General features: G+C 44.5%; 23 protein-coding genes. 12 read left to right on the plus strand and 11 right to left on the minus strand.

Annotated elements, in window-relative coordinates; translation table 11 throughout:
- Positions 1 to 10 precede the first annotated feature (10 nt).
- Positions 11 to 373 carry a TraR/DksA family transcriptional regulator gene (locus tag H0R92_RS13450; RefSeq protein WP_432965985.1) on the minus strand — a complete coding sequence of 121 codons (363 nt, stop codon included), beginning with the start codon at positions 371 to 373 and terminating at the stop codon, positions 11 to 13.
- Positions 374 to 506: 133 nt separating this feature from the next.
- Here H0R92_RS13450 and infA point away from each other — a divergent pair, with 133 nt between their 5' ends.
- Entirely contained in the window at positions 507 to 728 is a 222-nt protein-coding gene (gene infA, locus H0R92_RS13455; protein ID WP_432966052.1) for a translation initiation factor IF-1, read from the plus strand.
- On the opposite strand, the gene H0R92_RS13460 is transcribed toward infA, so the two are convergent.
- From H0R92_RS13460 to H0R92_RS13495, 8 genes are read right to left on the minus strand one after another with little or no spacing between them, the layout of a single operon-like run.
- Positions 729 to 1328 (minus strand): DnaJ domain-containing protein, encoded by a 600-nt coding sequence (locus H0R92_RS13460; RefSeq protein ID WP_432965988.1) that lies wholly within the window; start codon positions 1326 to 1328, stop codon positions 729 to 731. It lies immediately after the preceding gene.
- A 37-nt stretch (positions 1329 to 1365) separates the two neighbouring features.
- Complete coding sequence (locus H0R92_RS13465; RefSeq protein ID WP_432965991.1) at positions 1366 to 1938, minus strand: Smr/MutS family protein; 573 nt, start codon at positions 1936 to 1938, stop codon at positions 1366 to 1368.
- Between the two features lie 22 nt (positions 1939 to 1960).
- Positions 1961 to 3430 (minus strand): hypothetical protein, encoded by a 1470-nt coding sequence (locus tag H0R92_RS13470; protein ID WP_432965994.1) that lies wholly within the window; start codon positions 3428 to 3430, stop codon positions 1961 to 1963.
- A complete protein-coding gene (locus H0R92_RS13475) occupies positions 3379 to 4944 on the minus strand; it encodes a VWA domain-containing protein (RefSeq protein ID WP_432965997.1) in 1566 nt (521 codons plus the stop codon). The genes H0R92_RS13470 and H0R92_RS13475 overlap by 52 nt, the downstream gene beginning before the upstream one ends.
- Positions 4944 to 5942: a VWA domain-containing protein gene (locus tag H0R92_RS13480; RefSeq protein ID WP_432966000.1), complete on the minus strand. Its 999-nt coding sequence runs from the start codon at positions 5940 to 5942 to the stop codon at positions 4944 to 4946. The genes H0R92_RS13475 and H0R92_RS13480 overlap by 1 nt, the downstream gene beginning before the upstream one ends.
- Positions 5939 to 6982, minus strand: coding sequence for a hypothetical protein (locus H0R92_RS13485; RefSeq protein ID WP_432966003.1), 1044 nt, complete (start codon positions 6980 to 6982; stop codon positions 5939 to 5941). The genes H0R92_RS13480 and H0R92_RS13485 overlap by 4 nt, the downstream gene beginning before the upstream one ends.
- Before the next feature lie 3 nt (positions 6983 to 6985).
- The gene (locus H0R92_RS13490) at positions 6986 to 7882 is read right to left on the minus strand and encodes a DUF58 domain-containing protein (protein ID WP_432966006.1); all 897 of its coding nucleotides are present in this window, start codon (positions 7880 to 7882) and stop codon (positions 6986 to 6988) included.
- 1 nt (position 7883) lies between these two features.
- Complete coding sequence (locus H0R92_RS13495; RefSeq protein WP_432966009.1) at positions 7884 to 8933, minus strand: AAA family ATPase; 1050 nt, start codon at positions 8931 to 8933, stop codon at positions 7884 to 7886.
- Positions 8934 to 8998: 65 nt separating this feature from the next.
- Between H0R92_RS13495 and H0R92_RS13500 the strand changes: the two genes are divergently transcribed.
- The 6 genes from H0R92_RS13500 (at position 8999) to H0R92_RS13525 (ending at position 15990) form a co-directional block, all read left to right on the plus strand.
- A complete protein-coding gene (locus H0R92_RS13500) occupies positions 8999 to 10297 on the plus strand; it encodes an aminotransferase class I/II-fold pyridoxal phosphate-dependent enzyme (RefSeq protein WP_432966012.1) in 1299 nt (432 codons plus the stop codon).
- Positions 10290 to 11588 (plus strand): hypothetical protein, encoded by a 1299-nt coding sequence (locus H0R92_RS13505; RefSeq protein WP_432966015.1) that lies wholly within the window; start codon positions 10290 to 10292, stop codon positions 11586 to 11588. The genes H0R92_RS13500 and H0R92_RS13505 overlap by 8 nt, the downstream gene beginning before the upstream one ends.
- Before the next feature lie 87 nt (positions 11589 to 11675).
- Positions 11676 to 12092 (plus strand): hypothetical protein, encoded by a 417-nt coding sequence (locus H0R92_RS13510; RefSeq protein WP_432966018.1) that lies wholly within the window; start codon positions 11676 to 11678, stop codon positions 12090 to 12092.
- 108 nt (positions 12093 to 12200) lie between these two features.
- A complete protein-coding gene (locus tag H0R92_RS13515; RefSeq protein WP_432966021.1) occupies positions 12201 to 14027 on the plus strand; it encodes a phosphoenolpyruvate carboxykinase (GTP) in 1827 nt (608 codons plus the stop codon).
- Between the two features lie 201 nt (positions 14028 to 14228).
- The gene (locus H0R92_RS13520; protein WP_432966024.1) at positions 14229 to 15176 is read left to right on the plus strand and encodes an L-lactate dehydrogenase; all 948 of its coding nucleotides are present in this window, start codon (positions 14229 to 14231) and stop codon (positions 15174 to 15176) included.
- Positions 15177 to 15354: 178 nt separating this feature from the next.
- Complete coding sequence (locus tag H0R92_RS13525) at positions 15355 to 15990, plus strand: TetR/AcrR family transcriptional regulator (protein ID WP_432966027.1); 636 nt, start codon at positions 15355 to 15357, stop codon at positions 15988 to 15990.
- Between the two features lie 37 nt (positions 15991 to 16027).
- On the opposite strand, the gene H0R92_RS13530 is transcribed toward H0R92_RS13525, so the two are convergent.
- The gene (locus H0R92_RS13530) at positions 16028 to 16396 is read right to left on the minus strand and encodes a nuclear transport factor 2 family protein (protein WP_432966030.1); all 369 of its coding nucleotides are present in this window, start codon (positions 16394 to 16396) and stop codon (positions 16028 to 16030) included.
- A gap of 476 nt (positions 16397 to 16872) precedes the next feature.
- Here H0R92_RS13530 and H0R92_RS13535 point away from each other — a divergent pair, with 476 nt between their 5' ends.
- The 5 genes from H0R92_RS13535 to H0R92_RS13555 all read left to right on the plus strand — a co-directional run bounded on the left by H0R92_RS13535 (position 16873) and on the right by H0R92_RS13555 (position 22158).
- On the plus strand, positions 16873 to 18609 hold the full coding sequence (locus H0R92_RS13535) for an ABC transporter ATP-binding protein (protein WP_432966033.1): 1737 nt from the start codon (positions 16873 to 16875) through the stop codon (positions 18607 to 18609).
- A 2-nt stretch (positions 18610 to 18611) separates the two neighbouring features.
- Positions 18612 to 20363 carry an ABC transporter ATP-binding protein gene (locus H0R92_RS13540; RefSeq protein WP_432966037.1) on the plus strand — a complete coding sequence of 584 codons (1752 nt, stop codon included), beginning with the start codon at positions 18612 to 18614 and terminating at the stop codon, positions 20361 to 20363.
- Between the two features lie 151 nt (positions 20364 to 20514).
- Entirely contained in the window at positions 20515 to 20823 is a 309-nt protein-coding gene (locus H0R92_RS13545) for a BrnT family toxin (protein ID WP_432966040.1), read from the plus strand.
- Entirely contained in the window at positions 20798 to 21070 is a 273-nt protein-coding gene (locus H0R92_RS13550) for a BrnA antitoxin family protein (protein WP_432966043.1), read from the plus strand. The genes H0R92_RS13545 and H0R92_RS13550 overlap by 26 nt, the downstream gene beginning before the upstream one ends.
- A gap of 233 nt (positions 21071 to 21303) precedes the next feature.
- The gene (locus H0R92_RS13555; RefSeq protein ID WP_432966046.1) at positions 21304 to 22158 is read left to right on the plus strand and encodes an Rpn family recombination-promoting nuclease/putative transposase; all 855 of its coding nucleotides are present in this window, start codon (positions 21304 to 21306) and stop codon (positions 22156 to 22158) included.
- Between the two features lie 86 nt (positions 22159 to 22244).
- On the opposite strand, the gene H0R92_RS13560 is transcribed toward H0R92_RS13555, so the two are convergent.
- Positions 22245 to 22484 (minus strand): hypothetical protein, encoded by a 240-nt coding sequence (locus H0R92_RS13560; protein ID WP_432966049.1) that lies wholly within the window; start codon positions 22482 to 22484, stop codon positions 22245 to 22247.
- Positions 22485 to 22638 lie beyond the last annotated feature (154 nt).

A 22638-nucleotide genomic window follows, 5' to 3' on the forward strand; every position in this document is an offset into this window, starting at 1 on the left:
CTTTTACCGTTTATTCGCTGCGGCGGCGTTTTTCGTCGGCCGTTTTGCAGTCTATACACAAAAGCGCATAGGGGATGGCTTTTAACCGTTCCTTAGGTATTTTTTTACCGCACTTCATACACAACCCGTACTTTCCCTGTTCAATGCGGGTCAGTGCCGAATCGATAAGCCGTAAGCGATTTATGTCCTTTGTTCCGACGGCATCAAGCATTTTACGGTCAATATCATCGGAGGCAATGTCTACAACATCTTTTGCTTCCATGCTTTCGACTATTTGACGAAAATCGTTGCTGTTGGCCATAAGCTGATTGATAATTTCTGTTTTTAAATCCAAAAGCGATTGTTTCATTTTTTCGATAAATTCTTTTTCCATTCCAAAACTCCCATAGTTGACAACATATAGATTTACTCATAGAATTATACGAATGAATTCGTAAAAAGGCAAATTTTTTTTACACATTTTTGCATTTTTTATCAAAAAAGAGATTTTATAAGATTTTGGAGGAATCGTGGCTAAAGAAGAAGCTATTGAAGTAGAAGGCATTGTAAAAGAGGCTTTGCCGAACACAATGTTCCGTGTAGAATTACAAAACAAACACATTATCCTTGCACACTTATCCGGAAAAATGCGTAAGCATTATATCCGTATTGTTCCCGGAGATAACGTAAAAGTTGCATTGTCGCCCTACGACTTGAATCGAGGACGCATTATCTTTAGAGAAAGATAGCTATTTCGTTCCGGGAGAAAACAGTATCCTGATAGAACGCGCGATACCGACGACACCGTTTATAATAGCCGCCAAGCATAAAATCGGGCCGAACGGCAATAATATCCATGAATAGCGAAAAAAGAACAGCCCCGCTCCTGCACTTATGATATGACGAATAAGTGAGGAAAACGCATTCTTTTTTGTATAAGAAGAATCGGGTTCTTCGTTCGTATATCGGTAAAAGGTGTGCCGGCCGTTTTGATTTTCCGATGCGGTCCGTTCATACCACGACCAAAAATCAAACCCGAAAGGATCGCCGTCAAAAGATTGACCGTCCGCATTTTCGTATCGAAAACCGCTTTGATTGCGGTAAAAGCCGTTGGCATATGCGGATCGGGCATAGTCGTCAACCGAACCGAAACGGTCATACTCGGCACGTTTTGCTTCATCGCCGAGAACAGAATAGGCGGCGCTTATTTTTTTAAATGCATCCTCTGCCGCCGCATTTCCCGGATTACGGTCGGGATGATACTTAAATGCCGCGTCACGGTATGCTTTTTTTATTTCATCTGCCGATGCGTTTTTACTTACACCCAATATTGTATATAAATCATCCATAAGCCTTACCACATAAAATAATCCAAACGGACAAACGTTACAATAGGTTCGATCGAATTATAACCCATGTCGCCCCGCTGCCGCCGTCCGCTCCGCAAGGATGCCCGGAAGCGCCCAGCCTTTTATCCTGTTCTATAAAGGAACGCACCATTGCCTTTAAAACGGGGCCTTCTTCGGAATGGTTTCCCTTACCGTGTACTATGAGTGCTTTTTTTAAGCCCCGCTTACAGCATTCGTTTATAAAGGATTCAAGACGCACCCACGCTTCTTCCCGTGTAAGACCGTGTAAGTCAAGCTCGGCATCCGAGGGAAGTTTTTTTATTTGTGCGGCGCTCAAAAGTTTACGCCTTTGCTCGCTGCGCTCGTATTCGGCATCTTTGTCAAAAACGCCGTAGCGGCGCATCCAAAAGTCCATCGGATTTACACGGCGCTGCGAATCTTGCGGACTTCTTTGCGAAGCCTGCAAACGTTGAGCGGCACCGCCGGTTTCGGCAGTATTTTTTTTTGAATCAATTACAGCCCGTATTTTTTTATCGTCCCTGTGCTTTTCGTGCCGATAGGGCATACTCGTTTTTCGTTCCCATTCTTCAAGTATATCCGCAAAATCCATCCGGGTACCGCCTTTCAGTATATCATTTTATAATAATACATTCTTCTTTTAATATCCAGCCGCTGTGTCCTTCGGAAGCGGACACCAAATACCATATACCGCTTGAACGCAATACCCGCAAACGCATACCGGCAGCTAAACTCATAGCCCCGTTCGCATCGGTTTCCGGAATGCTGCGCAGCAACGTCCGCTCGGAAATTACGGCCGATTCGGTTAATTTCGGAAGGTTTCGAATTACAACAAAAACACAAACGCATTGTACAACAATACATAAAACCGCAGCTTTACCGAATCGGCGGGGCCGGCCATTGTTTTTAAAATAAGCAAAAATTAAAAAAACGGATACTATAAAAAACAAAAGTCCGAAAACAAGTGTCCATAAAAGAGAAGGTTCATCGGCATTTTGTAAGCCGGCGGAACGTTCAAGCATTTTTCGTTCTTTTTTAAATAACCAAAACACCGGAGACCTGCGCTCTTGAACACGCAGCTGCGCCAAGCGCAATGCAAAATCCGCCGGCAGCATATTTGAATCGGTATAAAGCGCATTGTGCGTTTTCGTTTGTGCTTCAGGAAGCGGCGTGGTTTTTGTGCGCTCCGGATTTTGCGGCACAACCCGTGCACGCGCCTGCACTTTATCAGAGGACTTTTGCGGCTGAACATACAGTTCAAAATCTCGTACCCTTACGGTTATAGTTCTGCCGCCGAACGTTTGCGTGCGTACTTCTATTTTCGGCAATGTTTTTTTTCCCTCAAAAAAAGGGGTGTATGTAAACTCGGCTATTTTCACCGCATCGGAGGAGATATCGGCGGCGGCATCGAAATTGCCGGCTTTACGTTCTATGGGCAAATCGGGCGAAGCGGATGTTTTTTCCATCAAGCCCGTTTCGGGCAAATCCCAGCTTATATCTTCAATACGGGAAAAAAAACGCCCCATAAGAAAAAGCTGCGTTTTGCGGCCGGCATAGGCGGTTGTATCCGCTTCAAAGAAAAATTCGGGAACGATAAGATTTATGTTTTCTTTAACAGTCAATGCGGGAAAGGAAGCCGTATAAAAAACACCTTTTATACGGATTTTCAGATCAGGTAACCGAATGTTTCCGGCTTTAAGAAAACGCAGGGTATATACAAGCCGGGTACCGCCTTTGTTTAAGTTTTTCCCCTGATGTAAGGCGCTGCCCTGATTCAAGGCTTTTTTTTCAAAACCGATAAAACGCAAATACGCAGGAAGCGGCTCGAAAAACACGTCCGTATCGGACGGAAGAGCATGGGGAATCTCAAGAAAAAAAGAATAATCGGTTTCCGTTTGTACAAAAGAAACCGGTTCGCTTAACGCAAACCGAAGGCCGCTATACGGCACATTTTCCGCCGTAACCCTAAAAACGGCAAAAACGATAAGCAGCGTAAAAACGGCGGCAAGCCGAAAAAAACTGCGTTCTTTTTTTAAAAATCGGGGATATCGCTTTGGCTTGATTCCATATATGTGCTTTTCCATCTTTTATCATCGTTCTCCCTAATAAGTGAAAATACCGCATCTTCCGCACCGGGCGGGGCGCTTTGAGTTTCCGCAGGAATAAGTTCGCGAACAGCAGGCTTTGTTTTTAAATTTTTTTGCTGAAGGCATAATTCAAAGTTTATTTTCGCATCAAGTTTTGAGCCGTCAATACGCAGGGCATTTTTAAAGCAATCGGCCGCCGATGAAAAATCTCCTGCACGATATGCAATAATGCCCTTATTATACCAAAGCGCATACAACACAGTATGCGGAGCATCCGGAACAATCTCTTCGAATTTTGCAAGGGCAGCGGCATTTTCATCCTGCATAAGATAAGACGAACCGAGTCCGTACAAAGCGTACTGGCGCAGTTCGACGTTTTGCGTATGTTCCGCCCGCTCGGCTGCCGTCAAAAAAGCGGCGGTAGCTTTTTGATAATCCTGACGCGACCAACGATATGAACCGAGAAGTACCGCGCCTCCCTCTTTTTTCCACGCCGAACAGCTTGTCAGCAATAAAAGCAAACAAAAATATACAAGGGGTATTTTTTTAAAAATATGCACTCGTACTGCGGCAAAACCCGCAATAAAAAAAACAATGCTTAACAATAAAAACACCGGATGATGTTTTATTTTTTGCATTTCATATCCGGTTCCGGCTTTCGCTGCGGCGGAAAAATAAGCAGAAAAAGGTTCTATACGGTGCAATATAAAATCGGCAGCATGTGCATCGGAAGCCGGTATATAATAGACAGAATCGTTCTCGGCGGCTTTTTCCAATTTTGCTTTACGTAAAGCGGTTTTTACCCGCGTTTTCCCGTCGCCGGCAAATATTTCGATTTCCCTTTCCGAACCCGTTCCGACAAAAAAAACCTGCACGCCGAAGTTTGAAGCCCGCAAAACCGAACGGGCTATACTGCCTTCGGTTTCATCGCCGTCGGTAAAAACAACGATAAACGAATTGCGTGCCGATTGAGGCGGAAAAACTTCCAATGCCCGCTCCAAGCCCGATGCAATGCTTGAACCCGGCGCGGAAAGCATTGCCGGAGAAAGATTTTCTATAAGATTTGTCAGCGCATTATAATCTTCGGTAAGCGGCAATGCCAAAACCCCGTTTCCTTTTGCCAGTACAACGCCTGCGGAAGTACCTTTTAAGTTTTGTAAAAGCTTAACGGCAAGTTGTTTGGAAACATCCAAGCGCGAAACGGTTTTTTTTTCATCCGCATCCTCGGCCGTCATACTGTACGAAATGTCAAACACAAAACAAACGGCATTGCCGCTTCGTTCGACGGGAACGGGTTTCATTCCCCATGCCGGGCCGGCTAAAGCGATGACGGCACAAAGCCATGCGAGCGCCCACAATACGGCTTTTAGGCGTAATTTAAATATTTGTATTTGGCCGCCGTTTGTAAATGCAGTAATGTGCACAAGTTTTTTTATGTGTACAAGAGCATATATGAAAGCGGGGGGGATTGCCGTCAAAAGAAAAAAAGCTTCGGGACGTTCAAAAAGCATTACAACTCCTTAAGATACAAACGGTGCAGTATCCACGCAACACAAAAACATATAAGCGCAAAAATCGTACAATGCCGATAAAAAGATTCCTTTTTTTGTTTTACAACATAAGATTGCTGCACCGCATTCTTTAAGCTGATGTTTTGAAGAGCTGCGGACAAAGAAGCCAAGGATTCAACCGAATAATAATTACCGCCTCCGGCAAATGCAAGGGAACGCAAAGAAAAATCGTTAAAATCGGAATCCAAATATCCCGAATAAACTTTTCCGCTTTCCGGATCCGTATATTCAATGGGAACAGAACCCTTTGTGCCGATACCCGCCGCATACAATTTAATACCCTTGTCTTTTGCCAAAGCCGCCGCCGTATTCGGATGAACCGGACCGGCATTGTTTTCGCCGTCGGTCAACAATACGATGATTTTTGCCGGTGCGGAAGAAGAAACAAGATGGTACACTCCAGTACTTATACCGACACCCAATGCCGATCCGTCGCCGAGTTCGCCCGGTTCCATCGCTTCAAGACGGGTAAAAAATGTTTTTTGATCCAATGTAGGAGGAACTAAAAGGGCGGCTTGTGAAGCACAGGCGACAAGTCCGTACGAAGCCCCCTTATTTTCCTGTACTAAAAGCGAAATTGCCTGTTTTGCCGCCTTTAAACGCGAATTACCTCCTATATCCATCGCCGCCATAGAAGGACTCGTATCGACGACAAATATAATTTCGGCACCGCGCGAAACAAAGCGTTTTTCCTGTTCCAAAAGTACCGGTTCGGCAAGAGCTGTAATTAAAGCGGCATAGCCTGCAATAAATAAAATCTTCGATATATAGCGAAACACCGACGCAAGCGGACTTTTCCACTCGAAAGCTTGGCCTTTCCAGTCTGCCAGGGGAATAAAAAACACCGGTTCGAACACAAAGCCGAATTTCCGCAAAACAAAATACAACGGAACGGCGGCCAATAAAAAAAATGCATGAGGATTTTCAAAGCCGCTCATATCGTCTCCCGTACGCTCGGTTCTTCGGGCTGTTCAAAATATAATAAAGCCGATCGAACCTTGTTGACAATTTCAATTCTTTCCCGAACGGGAAAATCCGTTCTATCCGGATCTTTATCTCCGGCCGAACTCCGCGCCTTTTCCGAAAAACGAATATAATCGCAGCGTATGCATACTTCATACAAATTCTGTATATATTCATATGACTGAGTCGATGCACTGTACGCAAAAAATTCGGAAAAAGCGGGAACCAATTCGGCACTCGTTTTTGCGGTAAAAGGATAGGCAAAGCGGTTTTCAAGATATGTCCGTATAAGCAACGAAAGCCGAGTGCAAAAAACTGCGGCTTGTAAATCAGCAGCTTTTTTTTCCAAAAGCAGCAATTCCCGGCATATGCTGCGGAAACTGCCGGAAGAAAACATACGCTCAAAAAAAGCGGTTAAAAAACCGCGTATACGGGGAAAGCGAATCAATACGGCCGTCAATACCGCAGCACATAAAATTGCGGCGGCACAAACGGCAAATATAATATAGGTTGTTCCGGGTATAATAATCGGCCCATGAACGGGGCGCAATTTTTTTTCGCCGGTTTTTTCGATAATGGATTGAATATATACCGGAGGAATGTCTATTACCAGCGGTCTTACGGAAATTGCAAGAACGGAAGCCAAATCAAAAGCACTTATATCGATTTCACCGTTTTTCCACGGAACAAAAAAAATCGATAACACATATGAAGTGCCGCTGCCGGAAAGGCGCATTTTTTGTATGGTATAATCTTCGGAAAAAAAGATTCGTTTAAGCTCGGCATTTTCAGGCAGCGAAAAAAGATTTGCAGATACCGTTTTCGATTCGATGAGGTTTTCTTTTGTATTTTTGCCGAATAAATTTTGTACAAACGAAAACTCAAACCGTATTTCGGCTTCGTCGCCTACATATACTTCTTTGGGTATTACGGACGCTTGATTGATTTCCGCAAAAGAAAAAAAAGTAAAAAAAACAAAAAAATAAAATGCCGAGCGGCTTTTGATCCTCCGCATAAATCAATTTTCCCTCGATGAAAAAAACCGCACCAAAGCATACAAGGGGTCTTCTTCGGTAGAAATATGCATATAGGACACGCCTCGGCGCAACAACATCATTTGCCGGCGTTCCGCATGCCGTTTATGAAAATCCTTCCATTCTCTTTTAAAATGCTCGGAAGAAGTCGGCAGTATCATCCGTATGCCGCTTTCCGTATCGGAAAACAATAAACTGCCGCACGGAGGAAGGGCTTCTTCACTCGGATCGGTAATGCATATGCCGACCACTTCGTGTTTTTGTGCCAACAAGGCAAGTTCTTCTTCATAACCTCCGCATCGAAAATCGGATATGATAATAACCAAAGAACGGTTTTTTAAAAGCTTTGCGGCTCCGCGTAAAGCTTGGGGTAAGGCAGTTCCGCTTTTATTTTTCGGAGGCGGCAAATTCAACTTTGAAAACAAAAGCATTGCATGATCTTTTTTATTTTTCGGTGCGGAAGAAAAAAAGATTTCTCCGTCAAAAAACACGGCTCCTATCGGGCTTGCATTATGAACGGACGACAGTATAAGCAGGGCGGCCGTTTCGGCGGCGGTCGTTAAGCGGGAGCGTCTTTTGCTTCCGCTGTTCATGGAAGAAGACATATCCACAACTAAAAAAACAATAAGCTCGCGTTCTTCTTCAAACAGTTTTACAAAGGGCTTTCCCATGCGCGCCGTAACATTCCAATCTATACTGCGTATGTCGTCACCCCATAAGTATTCGCGCACGCCGGAAAAATCGATGCCGCGGCCCTTATAAAAAGAGCGCGAAGAACCCGCTCGCAAGCTGTCGGACAGGGTTCGTGCGCGCAAACGCAAAAGGGACGCTTTTTCTGCAAGTATTCCGGCATCCGGCAAAAGTACGCTTTTTTGCTTCATCTTACGGTACCGGCATTAGCGAAAGAATTTTTTCAATAAGCTCATCGGCGCTTACATTGTCGGCAGCCGCTTCATACGATAAAATCAAACGATGACGTAAAACTTCGGGGGCGGCGGCCTTTACATCTTCCGGCAGTACAAAAGAGCGGCCGGCAAAAAGCGCGCGCACCTTTGCACAGCGGCTTAAAGCGATGCTTGCACGCGGAGAAGCCCCGAAAGCCAGATATTTAAGGATATCCGTTCTGCTGCGGTTTAGGTTTGAAGTACCGGTAAATCCGGCAGCATTATGTACGCCCGCGCTTTTTTTATCTTTATCGGGGCGGGTTACATGAACGATTGATACTATATAACGCAAAATATCATCCGTACAGGTAACCGCTTCAAGCAAAGAACGGCAAAAATCAAGTTTTTGCGCATCAAACACCCGGTTTACGGGAATCGTTTCGATACGGCCGCCGCCTTTTATAATACGCTGTTCTTCTTCACCTGACGGATATGTCAGTAAAATCTTAAGCAAAAACCGGTCAAGTTCGGCTTCGGGCAAATTATATGTTCCTTCCTGATCTATGGGGTTTTGCGTAGCCATAACAAAAAAAGGTTTGGGCAGTTCAAAACTTTCTTCCCCTATCGTAACCTGATACTCGCCCATCGCTTCCAATAAAGCGGACTGCACCTTTGCCGGCGAGCGGTTAATTTCATCCGCTAAAAGTAAATTTGTAAACACGGGGCCTTTGCGCACCGAAAAACGGCTCGCCGCCTGTTCGTAAATAAGGGTTCCGGTTATATCGGCAGGCAAAAGATCGGGGGTAAATTGAATACGCTTAAAAGCAAAACCGGACATATCGGCAAAGGTTTTTACTGCAAGCGTTTTTGCCAAACCGGGAACACCTTCAAGCAAAATATGACCGTCCGCTATTAAAGCCGTAAGAATTCCGTCTATAACCTGTGTTTGTCCGATAATCCGCTTTGCAGCTTCGCTCCGGCACTTTTCAATCACTGTGCGGCAATATTCAAAATCTTCGGCAGGTTTATTCGTTGTTTTATCAAGCATATTTTTTTCCTTAAAACTACAGTTCGCATTGACACAGTCGCCTGCGTTGCTTATTATACCATATCATGATACACGCATTAGCACAAGAATTAAATACCGTACTGGACAATACGGCGCTGGGTCCCCTGCTTTCCGATTTGGGACGGCGAATGTTTTTTCCAAAGGGGATTATCGCCCAAAGCGCCGAAGCAAAAGAATCCGGCCGTACTGCTAATGCTACTATCGGAATGGCATGTATGGACGGTTCGCCGGTAACCTTGCCTTCAATACAAAAACACTTGCCTTTTTTAACGGGTCCCGAAGCCGTTGCCTATGCACCGACCGCCGGTAATCCGAAACTGCGCGAAATGTGGAAACAAAAACTTACGGAAAAAAATCCCTCGCTGGCCGGAAAAAATTTTTCGTTACCGATAGTCGTTCCCGGCTTAACCGCCGGTATTTCATATTTATGCGATCTTTTTATATCGGAAAACGACGTTCTTTTAGCCGGAGATCCCTCATGGGACAATTATGCTCTTATTATAAAGGCACGGCGAAATGCGCAGTTTTTACAATTTCCCATGTTTTCCGGTAAAGGCTTTAATCTTGACGCATTCCGTGCGGTTATGAACGAAGAAAGCAAAATGGGGAAAATACGCGTGCTGCTTAATTTTCCGCAAAATCCGTCGGGCTATTCGCCCACTAAAACCGAAGCGCGCGAGATTTGTTCAATTATATACAACGCGGCTCAAAAAGGGGCCTCCGTTATGGTATGGTGCGACGATGCATATTTCGGCCTTAATTATGAGCCGGAAATCGAAAACGAATCTTTGTTCGCTTTTTTAGCGGATATTCATGAGCGCGTAGTTGCCGTAAAAATAGACGGTCCGACAAAAGAAGATTATATTTGGGGCTTCCGTACCGGATTTTTAACCTTTGCCGGCAAAGGTTTAACCGAAGAACATTATACGGCTTTATCGAAAAAAGTAATGGGCATTATCCGCTCTTCCGTTTCGTGCGCTTCAACTCCTTCTCAGTCCATTATGATAAAAGCCCTTGAAAATCCCGACTTAAAAAACGAAAAAAAAGCACTGCGGGATATGCTTGAAAGACGTTACCGAAAAGTTCGCTCTTTTGTCGATGCAAAAGAAGGACATCCCATACTTGAACCGCTTCCTTTTAACTCCGGTTATTTTATGAGTTTGCGCTGTAAAACGGTCAGCGCCGAAATTTTACGCCGCAAACTTTTGTCCTCCTACGGAATCGGAACGATTGCCATAGACAACGAAACATTACGTATCGCTTTTTCAAGCATCGACGAGGATTCCATCGACACTATCTATAAAGCAATATATAAGGCAGCTGAGGACTTGGCAAATGAATAAACAAAAAAACGCATGGCCGGCTTTGTGCGCTTTTTTAAGTTTTTTGCTTTGCTGTATAAGCGCTGCCGTCAGCTTTGTATCCTGCAAAGCGGCCTATGAGCAGCCCGTGATTTTATGGACAAACCAAAGCGAGTTTATCACCTATGCCGAATTATTTAACGCAACCAGCGAAAAAGTAAAGGTGCTGGTTGTGTATAAAGAAAATCCCGTTGAAGCCTTTCCGCCCGCAAAAGACGAAGAACTTCCGGATATCATTGTCGGGCCGTGGCTTAAAAATAAAAGCATACGCGGCAACTTTATGCCCTTGGATTATCTGTTCGACGATCAGCTTTTAAAACGCTCAATTTTTTATCCTCAGCTTTTAAAACTCGGAAATGTAAATAACAAACAATATCTTTTGCCCGTCAGCTTTAATTTAAGCGCACTTATTTTTTCAACCGATTATACGGATTTGATTCCCGACAACTATATGCTCAACCCCGACCAAATACGGGAAGCGGGCGCCCTGTTAAATAAAAAGAACGGCAAGGGTATTTACACCTTTATGGGATTTGCCCCGCGCTGGACGCCGGAGTTTTTGTATCAAACGGCAAAGCTCAACGGTGCGGATTTTTCGGAAGCGGCCGGCCAAGACGATACCTTTATCTGGAACCAAGTTGCATTGGATAAAACCGTTGCTTATTTGCGGTCTTGGACGGAAACGGTTAACACCTCTACGGCAGCCGAAGACGACTATCAATTTAAATACTTATACAACCCTCATATAAAATGGATAACCGAAAAACACTGTTTGTTCGCTTATATAAACAGCAGCACTTTATTCAGTACCGCCCCTGAAAAACTGCATGGAGTTGATTTCCGCTGGATTCAAAAAGACAATAAAATTCCCATAGAAGACGATATGATTTCGATGGGAATGTATAAACATTCGAAAAACTTGGCGGCAGCCGAACTTTTTATTGTTTGGTTTATGAATACGGAAAACCAAAAAAATATGCTCGAATGGAGATCCGATTTGAATTTATATACGAATACTTTCGGCATTTCAGGCGGGTTTTCGTCAATACGGACGGTAAACGAGCGTATTTTTCCGATTTTTTATCCTGCCCTGCTGGGCAACCTTCCCGCCGCAGAATATCTTTCTACACCCAACATTTTACCCGCAAACTGGAAACAAATAAAAACAAATATTATTGTTCCCTATCTTCTTTCCGGAACAAATACAAACAATCCGGAACCGGAAAAAACGATCCAACAGCTTACAGCCGATTGGAAACGGCGTTCATATTGATTGTCACATCCCCCGTATTTTAAATTCGGTATAAAATTTACTTAATCGATTTTTATTTTATCCGATAATGTAAATAAGGGAGGATTAATGCTTTCGGCTCTCGGTAATTTACACGGTATAGCTCAAACCCGCTACAATGCGGCCGCCTTATCCCGAATTTCAAGTGCGGCAGCCGGAAAACTTCACGTTCCGGTAGCACCCTCATTGGTCGGTTATACTCAATTTAAACACGTTGCCGGCGTAGCGGCCGCAGACGGACAACGCGGCGTCAACATAAGTAAAATAAGTATTTTAAACACGCTTATCGAGCGCTTAACCAGCATAAAAAAAGCAGTTGAAGTGCATACGGATACGGCACAGTTAAGCGATGCGCAAATAGATGCTTTGATAGAAACCTATCAAAACCGTATTCAAAACATCGTTAACACGGCAAAATCGAACCCTTACGCTTTGGGCGGCGCCCCCGTAAATCAAACAGGTGCTCTTTTTTCGGTCAGCGTATAAAACTCCACCCCTCTTGTAACGTTCCCAAAAATACAGTATAGTTTTACCGATACGGCGTATGTTTTAATCGATATGCAATGCGCGCCAACGCCGGACGAAGGAGTTTATATGAAATTAGACGAGATTAAAAACCCGAAAGCACGGGCTTGGGTAGATGAATGTATTAATATCTGCCAGCCGGACGAAGTATATGTGTGCGACGGTTCCAAAGAAGAATACGACCGCTTAATGAAGGAAATGGTTGACTCCGGCCTGGCTATTTCCCTGAAAAAGAAACCCAACAGCTTTTTATTCCGCTCCCTTCCCTCGGACGTTGCCCGCGTGGAAGCCCGTACCTATATTGCCAGCAAAACCGAAGACGCTGCAGGCCCCACCAATCACTGGATTGATCCGAATGAATTAAAGGCAACCATGTCCGGCTTGTACAAGGGCTGTATGAAGGGCCGCACCATGTACATCATTCCCTTTTCTATGGGACCGGTCGGATCGAACATCGCTAAAAACGGTATTGAATTAACCGACTCGGCCTACGTTGTATGCAATATGGACATTATGACCCGCGTGGGAACCGATGTTCTTAAACTGATAAACGAAACCGGAGAATTTATTCCCTGTCTGCACTCGGTAGGAAAACCCCTTGCTGCCGGCGAAAGCGACAACGGCATTTGGCCCTGCGCGGATATGGAACACAAATACATTTCCCACTTCCCCGAAGAACGCCTTATCTGGTCATACGGTTCGGGTTACGGCGGAAACGCACTCTTAGGTAAAAAATGTTTTGCCCTGCGTATCGCTTCGGTTTTGGGACGCGACGAAGGCTGGCTTGCCGAGCACATGCTTATCCTCAAGCTTACAAACCCCGAAGGCAAGGTTAAATACGTTACCGGAGCCTTCCCCTCGGCCTGCGGTAAAACAAACCTCGCCATGCTTATTCCGACCATTCCCGGCTGGAAGGTTGAAACGGTCGGAGACGATATCGCATGGATGAAATTCGGCGAAGACGGCCGCCTGTACGCAATCAACCCCGAAGCGGGATTTTTCGGTGTTGCGCCGGGTACTTCCGACGACTCGAACAAAAACGCTATGGAATCCTGCAAGGAAAACAGCATATTCACCAACTGCGCCCTTACCGAAGACGGCGATGTATGGTGGGAGCAAATCGGCTACCCCGCAACGGGCAAGCTTGTTGACTGGAAGGGAAACACCCGCGACGCCTTACCCAAAGACAAAAGTCCCAAGGGCGAAGAATTCGCTCACCCGAACGCGCGCTTTACGGCTCCCGCAAAACAGTGCCCCTGTATTGCAAGCGAATGGGAAGACCCCAAAGGCGTACCGATTTCCGCATTTTTATTCGGCGGCCGGCGCCCCTCGACCATTCCCTTGGTTCACCAGGCACGCGATTGGAACCACGGTGTATTCCTCGGTTCCATCGTAGGCTCCGAAGTTACCGCCGCCGTTATTTCCGATCAGGTAGGTCAAGTCCGCCGCGATCCGTTCGCGATGCTCCCCTTCTGCGGATACAACATGGGCGATTACTTCCAGCACTGGATCAACATGGGTAAAAAATCGACCGAAGACAAGCTTCCCAAGATTTTCTATGTCAACTGGTTCCGCAAAGACGCAAACGATCACTTTATTTGGCCCGGTTACGGCGAAAACAGCCGCGTTTTGGCATGGGTGTTCGACCGCTGCGACGGTAAAGACAACTACATCGATACCGCAATCGGCTACATGCCCAAAGACGGTGCAATCAATATCAACGGCTTGGATATCTGCCCCGAGGCGATGAAAGAAATCACTTCGGTGGATAAGGAAGGCTGGAAAAAAGAAATTGCCGACATTCGCGCAAACCATTACCCGAAATTCAAAAACCACTTGCCCAAAGAATTGAGCGAACAGCTTGATATTTTGGAAGCCAATTTGCAAAAAATGTAAAACTTTGGAACTGTCCGAAATCCTAAGTTTTCGGACAGCCCGATACACAAAAGGCCGGAACCGCCGAAAAGCGCTATGCGTTTAGGCGGCCGGCTTTTTTTTATTGCCGAAACCGGAATAATAAAGTATGTTTAAACTAACAATGTCGGACGGCGCAATGCCGGACCGATTTAAACAGCTTTATCGGAGGTTAGCAATATTATGGACGGAAAAAAACGAAAAGTAACTATAGTGGGTGCAGGTGCGGTAGGCTCTACCTTTGCGTATGCCCTTGCCCAAAGCGGTCTTGCCGATGAAATCGCCATTACCGATATGAATAAAAATTTTGCCGAGGGTCAAGCCCTTGATCTTGTACAGGGACTGCCTTTTTTGCCTCAAACGGATATTCATACCGGCAGTCAGGCCGATTATGCCGACAGCGATATCGTTGTTATAACTGCCGGTGCAAAACAACAATCGGGTGAAACAAGAATCGATTTATTAAAAAGAAATATTGTGATTATTGAAACAATTGCAAAAGAGATTGCTGCAAGCGGCTGTAAAGGTATTATTGTTATCGTAAGTAATCCTGTCGATATTTTGACAAAAGTTGCGAGTACCGCATGCGGATGGGAACGCGGCAGGGTAATCGGTTCGGGAACAGTGCTGGATACTGCACGTTTCAGGTATGCTTTGAGTAGGGAATGCGGAGTAGACGCACGGAATATTCACGGTTACATTCTGGGTGAGCACGGCGACAGCGAGTTTGCGGCATGGTCGATGACCACCGTTGCAGGCAGGCGTATTGATGAATATTGTGCTTGCGGAAAATGCCGCGCAGGATTTAAGTTCGATAAGAATAAGATAGTGGACGAAGTCCGGCACTCAGCTTATCATATTATCGATTACAAGGGTGCAACATACTATGCAGTCGGCTTGGCACTTACCCGAATCGCGGGTGCAATATTGCGAAACGAACGGAGCATTCTTTCGGTTTCAATGCCCCTGGACGGCGAATTCGGGTTACACGACGTATGCTTAAGCGTACCCTGTGTAGTCGGACGTGCCGGAGCAGAACGGATTCTTGAAACAATTTTACCGGAAGACGAACAATCGGCGTTGGAAGCAAGTGCACAACGATTACAAAGCGCACTCGCCGAGATAAGTTGATACGGTATAACAAACGGGTAATTTACAAAATAAAGTAAAAACTGTGATAGAAACAATAAAACGTGTAAACAGTAATTCTCCACAACCGGCTGCGGCCGTTCTTGCAGCCGCAGCCGGTCATTGACAATCCCGCCGTTTTTATTATACTGATAACAGGGTTACCAAAAAGGCGGAAAATATGAACACGGGAACATACGCACAAACACACGAAACGATTCTCAACAAGGGAAAAGAACTTTTTCTAAAGGAAGGTTTTGAGCGCGCCAATTTGCGGGAAATATGCAGACTTTCAGGCGTTACCACAGGCGGCTTTTACCGGCACTTTAAGGATAAGGCAGACCTTTTTTCCGCATTGGTGGAACCTGCCGTTCAGGGCTTGCAGGAGCAGTATTCCGCTTCCGAAAAACTGTGCTTCGGAGTGCTTGAAGAAGGCGGCATTGAAGACGTGTGGAAGGTATCGGCACAGGCCCTTGAAGATTTTGTCTCTTATATTTTTGATAATCTTGAAGCTTTTAAACTGGTTCTCTGTTGCGCCTCGGGTACAAAATATGCCGATTTTACCGATTGGATGGTAAAGCGTGAAATTAAAGATACCTATAAAACGTATGAGATTTTAGAAAAAAAAGGCGTTACCGTCCGCCGCCTTCCGGAAAAAGAATTGCACATGCTTACCCACGCCTATTTTTCCTGCATATTTGAAACCGTGCTGCACAACTTTTCAAAAAAAGCCGCCTTACAGTCAATGAAAACCCTCGCCGAATTTTTTTCCGCCGGCTGGAAGAAGGTTTTTGGGCCGGGGGATGGAGAAAAATAAAGCTCTGTGTATTGTTTTTGCAGCGAAGCTTTCCTTTTTATTCAATTGATTTTCCTATATGCATATCAAGACGCCATTGCGGAGCTTTGCCGTCATCGCCCCAATATTCATCAAGTGAAATAATTTTACCGGCCTTTATTTTCATAAATGATGTTACATGAAAAAAAGCCGTTTTATCCTGCGAAAATACACGGACAACGGTAATTATCAAATCATCTTTTTCAACAACCTTTTCTATCATACCGTCCCAGTCTCCGGGATATTCACAATTTGCTTTAATGAATTCATCAACGGTAAATCTTTCATTGGTGTTATGCCAGTTTATATATGCTTCTTTGTGAAAAAACGGTTTAATTTTATCCGGTTGCTGCCGTAAAACCGCCTCCCAATATTTTTGTATATTCATAACCCTATTACCCCTTCTGACGGAACTAATACAAAGATTATTTATCATTATAATGATTTTTGCAGGAAAAATCTTTATGCACTGTTATGCCTCAATAAGTTCACGAATTGAATGCCGGCCGTTTTCCATTTGAGCTTTAGAATGTTCCAAAGCTTTTATAGGGAACCTCTAAAAACTTCAGCTTTTTAGAGGTTTACCTTAGATTTAATTTGCGATGTTTTTAATAAGCCATTATCAAATAAAGACTTGTTAAAAACTCGTCGGGCATCTCTAAAAATCAAACAAGGTTTTTAGAGATGCCCTATATTTTTTTCCGAGTAAAAAGAATCATCTTGAACAATTTCAAACGGAATCTTGCGTTGTATTAAAGCAATGCCTAACTACATCCCCTCTTGACTTTTTTCTTATTTTAGATAACATTGTTAGCTAATAGCATTAGCGTTTGGCGCTATCAAGTCAGCTAATCGGAGGTAAAAATGGATAAGAAAAAAGAACAGCCGCTTTTAAGACTGCTTGAGCTTTCGGGAGAAAAAAAGCCGATGCTGTACAGCTCGGTGTTTTTGGCGGTTATTGCAGTGCTTGGCGGAATGGTGCCGTATTGGGCGGCGGGAAAAATCATCATCAAGTTGCTGCAAGGCATAAGCGGCATTGAGCATTATGCGCTTTTACTCGGTATTGCCGCGGCAGGCTGCATTATCCGCTCATCGTTTTATGCGGCGGCTCTTTCGGTGTCGCACCGCGCAACTTTCAGCATTCTAAAAGACGTGCGAGGAAAAATCCTGTGTAAGCTGCCCCGTATGCCGCTCGGAACCGTAATCGACCGTTCAAGCGGCGAGTTAAAACAAATCATTGTGGATCAGGTGGAAACAATGGAACGCCCGCTCGCTCATCTTTTGCCCGAAATGACTTCAAACCTTTTAGGCCCCTTGTGTATTTTTATCTACCTCTGCGTTTTGGATTGGCGTATGGCTCTCATCGCTCTGGTGTCGATTCCGGCGGGAATGCTGTTTTTAGGCTTTGTGATGAAAACCTATGCTGCACAATATGCGGGCTTTGTAAAAACAAACAGCAAAATGAACTCGGCAATCGTCGAATACATCGGCGGCATTGAAGTTATTAAAACCTTTAATCAGGGGGCGGCTTCTTATGCAAAGTTTTCGGACAGGGTTTTTGCCAATGCCGCCTATTGCTACAACTGGATGAAAAGCTGTCAGCTGCCCGTTTCACTTTCAAAGGTAATCGCTCCGACAACCTTTATCACCGTATTACCACTAGGCTGGCTTTTGTACACGAACGGCAGCTTGCCGATAGAAACCTTTATCATGTCAATCATTCTTTCGGCAGGTATTGCAGGCCCGCTTTTGGAAGCAATCAACTTTGCGGACACCCTTGCAAAGGTCGGAACGACAGCAAGCCGTATCGACCTCATCTTACGCGGAGAAGAACAAATCCACAAAACGGAACCCGTCAAGTTCGGCGCAATGAACATTCAGCTTAAAAACGTTTCGTTCGGCTATCACGACGACTGCGAAATTATTCACGATGTAACTATGGAAATAAAAGAGCACAGCCTTAACGCCTTTGTCGGAGCGTCGGGAAGCGGCAAATCAACCATTGCAAAATTGATTGCAGGTTATTGGGACATTCCGAAAGGCAGTATCACCGTCGGCGCTCACGAGATACGGGACATCCCGCTTACGCAGCTTTACGATTCGGTTGCCTTTGTGTCGCAGGACAACTTTTTATTCAACGATACCGTTCTCGAAAATATTAGGATAGGAAATGTGCACGCCTCCGATGAAGAAGTGATTGAAGCGGCAAAACGCGCAGGCTGCCATGAAGCAATTCTCAAACTTGAAAAGGGCTATGACACGCTAGCGGGAAGCGGCGGCACGCATATTTCGGGCGGGGAACGCCAGCGCATTGCCATTGCCCGTGCTCTTTTAAAAAACGCACCCGTTATTATCTTGGACGAGGCGACCGCTTACATCGACCCTGAAAACGAAGCCTCCCTTCAAAAGTCGCTTTCACAATTAACGCAGGATAAAACCGTCATCGTTATTGCGCACCGCCTTTCGACCATAACCGAATCGGATTCTATTTTTCTTATCGAAGACGGCACCGTTGCGGCGCAGGGCAGACACGAAGAACTTTTGCAAAACAATGCGGCGTATCAGTCCATGTGGCACGCACACCTCGGAGCAAAGGAGTAAATATGTTAGATGCTTTAAAAAAGATATGGCAGTTTGCCGGAAAAGAAAAAGGGAATTTGAATAAGTCGATTGCCTTAGGCTTTGTGTTTGCCGTGTTCAATATGTTTCAAATTTCAGCCTTGTATTTTGTCATACGCGGTTCGGTTCACGCGCAGGCGGGAAAAGGATATGACGGCTCGGTAGTGTACACCGCTCTTATTTTTTTGGTTTTGAGCATTGCCGGAAGAACCCTCGTCAATTATTTTGCACAGCTTCAGCAAACACACGCAGGCTATTTTATGGTTGCGGACAAGCGTTCTTCAATCGGCAATAAACTTAAAACCGTACCGATGGGATATTTTACGCAAAACACCATCGGCAGCATTACGGGAATTACCACCACCGTTTTAGACGAGGTTGAAACGACAGCCCCGATGGTGCTTGTAAATATGTTAAGCGGCTTTCTTAATGCAACAGTGTTTACGGCGGCAATCCTCATTTTTGAATGGAGAACGGGATTGATTGTCGTACTCGGAACGCTCATCTATTTATTCATCACCTCGCTTATGGAAAAAAAGTCGCGCACCCTTGCGCCCAAACGGCAGGAAGCGCAAACCCGTCTTGTTGAGGCGGTGCTGGAACAGCTTCAGGGAATGCACATTGTAAAGGCGTTTAACGTAACGGGACGCGGAGATAAAAAAGTACGCTCCGCCCTTGAACATTCGTGCAATGCAAATCTGAACATCGAGCGTGCCTTTACGCCGTACACTATTCTACAAGGATTGGTGCTGCGTCTTTCCGGCTTGGCGATGATATTCTGTTCGCTTTTGTTTTATTTTAATCGCTCAATGGAACTTATCGACGCCCTTATGCTCATCATCGTTTCGTTTATGGTCTTTGCTCAAATCGAATCGGCAGGCAGTGCGCTTTCGATACTCCGCGTGGTGTCAAGCTCCATAGACGAAGCAAACAAAACGGACAGTATGCCGCAAATGGAAAACTCAGGCACGGCACCGGCTCCCGAAACTCACGATATACGTTTTGAGCATGTCGATTTTGCGTATGGCGAGCGGCAGATTCTTAAAGACATTTGTGTAAGCTTTCCCGAAAAAACGATGACCGCCATTGTCGGTCCGAATGGTTCGGGCAAGACGACGATGTGTAATCTTATCGCCCGTTTTTGGGATATAGAAAGGGGGCGCATTTTAATCGGCGGCAAGAACATAAAAGAGTACGGTTTGGAAACGCTTATGGAGCAAATCAGCATGGTGTTTCAAAATGTCTATCTTTTTGAGGACACAATCGAAAACAACATCAAGTTCGGAAAACCCGAAGCCGGCCGCGAAGAAGTTATCGAAGCGGCAAAAAAAGCGGGTTGCCATGAATTTATCGAAGCCCTGCCAGCCGGCTATGACACCATTATAGGCGAAGGAGGAGCGTCCTTATCCGGCGGAGAAAAACAGCGTCTTTCCATTGCCCGCGCTCTTTTGAAAAACGCACCCGTTATCATTTTTGACGAGGCGACCGCAAACATCGATCCTGAAAACGAAGCGTCCCTGCAAAAGGCGATTGAAGAGTTGACAAAGGACAAAACCGTCATAATGATTGCCCACCGCCTTAAAACCGTCCGCAATGCAGACAACATCATTGTCCTTGACAATGGCTGCATCGTCCAACAAGGCACCCACACGGAATTGATACAAGAAGAGGGTATATACAAAAACTTTATCCGCCTCCGCCAAGAATCGGCGCATTGGAAGTTGGTAAAAAATTGATAATTCCCGCTTTTCCTGCGTAACCGGCAAGGGTTTAACCAAGGCAAAGCGCATGAGCGCCCTCGAGCCGATGTTTGAAACCGCACTTGAGTGTATATAAGGCTTATTTTTTATATCTTGACAGAACACTTTTCCGTATATACAATAATGTATGCATAGAAATTGCTTTGAATGGGATATTACCAAAAATAAAAGCAATGAAAAAAAGCACGGAATTGCTTTCGAAGATGCTATTTTAATTTTTGAAGATCCGTATCTGCTTGAAAAATACGATTCAAAGCATTCGAACGATGAAGACCGCTTTTTAGCGCTCGGTTCTATTTACGGTATATTACTTGTTGCCGTTGCATATACCGATAGAAAAGGCAAAACACGAATTATATCGGCGCGGCGTGCAACAAAAACCGAACAGAGGCTGTATTATGATAAAATCAATGAGTATTACGGAAGCGAAGCATAATTTGACAAAAGAAAAAATTGAAGCGCTGCAAGCTCTGAACAATAAACCTGTAGATACTTCCGATATTCCGGAATTAACGGAAGCCGATTTTATGCACATGTATCGGCCCGTTAAAAAACCCTTATCAATAAGACTTGATGCCGACGTCATTTTATGGCTTAAGTCTTACGGAAAAGGATATCAAAGCCGCATAAATGCTATTTTAAGGGAAGCTATGAATAGCGAGCAAAGAGAAACCGTTTTGTAATTCCGTTTGTACCACAGCATACGCTTTTCTTTTTTCAAAACACATTAAAAAAACGTTCCCAAAAAGTTTGTTTTTTTAGGAATTTTGTGTTACAATGTTTAAAAAGAAAACATCCTGTTTTCTTTTTAACTTAAGTTTTGCTTCGCAAAACTTGTTACCTAAAGCTTTTCCGTACATCCGTGTACGGGTTGTAAAAGCTATGTGAAATAGTGAGCGGAACAGAAGGGCAAGTTATGAGTACTGCAAACAGAAAGTACAAAGATTCTGTCTTTGTCGACCTTTTCAGCGAAGACGAAAAGGCGAAAGAAAACTTTTTATCGCTCTATAACGCCTTGCACGGAACGAATCTACAGCTTTCTTGTCCTGTAGAAAACATAAGGCTTGATAACGTAATGTATATGAACATAATCAATGATGTTTCCTGCCTTGTGGACAATAAAATTATAGTACTTGCAGAACATCAATCCACCATAAACGAGAACATGCCTTTACGGTTTTTAGAATACATAGCAAGGCTGTATGAAAAAATTCAAGCTCCGACCGACAGGTATCTAAGAAAGCTGTCAAAAATACCCACACCCGAATTTTATGTTTTCTACAACGGTACGGATGATTATCCTGAAAGTACGATTCTGAAACTCTCCGATGCCTTTATAGTAAAACCCGACTGTCTGCCTTTGGAGCTTTCGGTAAAGGTATTTAACATAAACAAGAATAAGGGAGCGGAAGTACTAAGCCGATGTAAAACACTGGAGGACTACAGTTTATTTGTTGAGGAAGTACGAAAACAAACGCAGCTTGACAGTGAAAACGGATTTACCAATGCGGTAAAAATATGCATAGAAAAGGGAATCTTACAAGAATACCTAATGAGAAAATCACGGGAGGTAATCAACATGTTAATAGCAGAATACGACTACGATACAGACATAGCGGTACAAAGGGCCGAAGAACGTGAGATCGCCTTTGCCGACGGCTCATACCAAACCAAACTTGAAACGGCAAAGTTGATGAAAGGTATGAATTACCCGATTAGCGATATTTGCACAATATCGGGCTTAAACAAAGAAGAAATTGAGGCTTTATAAGAATCAATATGTTAATAGCCGAAAAACATGAAATCGCCTTTGTCTAATTGCCAATTATTAAAAACTTCCCCAAAAAGTTTGTTTTTTTAGAAGAAATCGGATATAATGTTTAAAAAGGGAACGTCCTGTTCCCTTTTTAACTTAAGTTTTGCTTCGCAAAACTCATTACCTAAAGCTTTTCCGTACATCCGTGTACGGGTCGGAAAGCGTATGGAAAACGGTGAACCGGACGGGAACATGGCATAAAACCGTGCTTCCTGCTCGGTTTTATGCGGCGAGTTTTGCGTTGCAAAACATCGCGGATAATCGGCCTTTCCGCCGTCCATGGCGGGATTTGAAACATTGCGGATAATCCGCTTACGTACATCTGTGCTGTGCTTTATATTAACTTTTTACGAGGGGCTTTATGCACGGTAATACCGGCACATCTGTTATCTTTTCCGCACAAAAAGGGCACAGGGTACTTGACAAAGCCGAATT

The sequence above is a fragment of the Treponema sp. OMZ 840 genome (assembly GCF_050937815.1).
Lineage (GTDB): Bacteria > Spirochaetota > Spirochaetia > Treponematales > Treponemataceae > Treponema_C.